This window comes from Burkholderia sp. SIMBA_051 (assembly GCF_046534915.1).
Lineage (GTDB): Bacteria > Pseudomonadota > Gammaproteobacteria > Burkholderiales > Burkholderiaceae > Burkholderia > Burkholderia ambifaria.
Genome location: NZ_JAWRXS010000067.1, coordinates 1 through 408, shown reverse-complemented (window position 1 = coordinate 408; position 408 = coordinate 1). Strand labels below are relative to the sequence as shown.

Below are 408 nucleotides of genomic sequence, written 5' to 3'. Positions count from 1 at the left end.
CCTGCTGCCGTCATACGTGGAGCAAGGCGACAGCGGCTCCCCCCTGTTTGCCTGGGACGCCGCGAAGGCACAATGGGTGGTCGCCGGCACGGCGGCGGACCTGAAAATGTCCGAACAGGGCAGCTACGTCTATTGGTCGCACCTGCCCGATGACTTCATCGACGGCATTCTCAAGAAGGACAACGATCCGGACGTCATCCACACGGCCGGCAACGGGGCGCTGGCCTGGACCTTCGACAGTACGCAAGGCACGGGCGCCCTGCAACAGACCGCCGGCCCCGCCTACGCCATGCACGGCTACAAGAAGTCGCCGACGTTTGCGCTGGCCAACAGCGCGCTGGACTTCCCTGGCCTGGATGCGGGAAAGAACCTCGCCTTTCGCACCGCGAGCGGCACGGGCGCGGGCCA

At 66.4% G+C, this 408-nt stretch carries 1 protein-coding gene; it reads left to right on the top strand.

Going from position 1 to position 408, the window contains the following annotated elements:
* Positions 1-16 precede the first annotated feature (16 nt).
* Positions 17-408: S6 family peptidase (locus tag SB771_RS33565; protein ID WP_410721862.1), on the top strand; the 392-nt coding region annotated here is incomplete at its 3' end.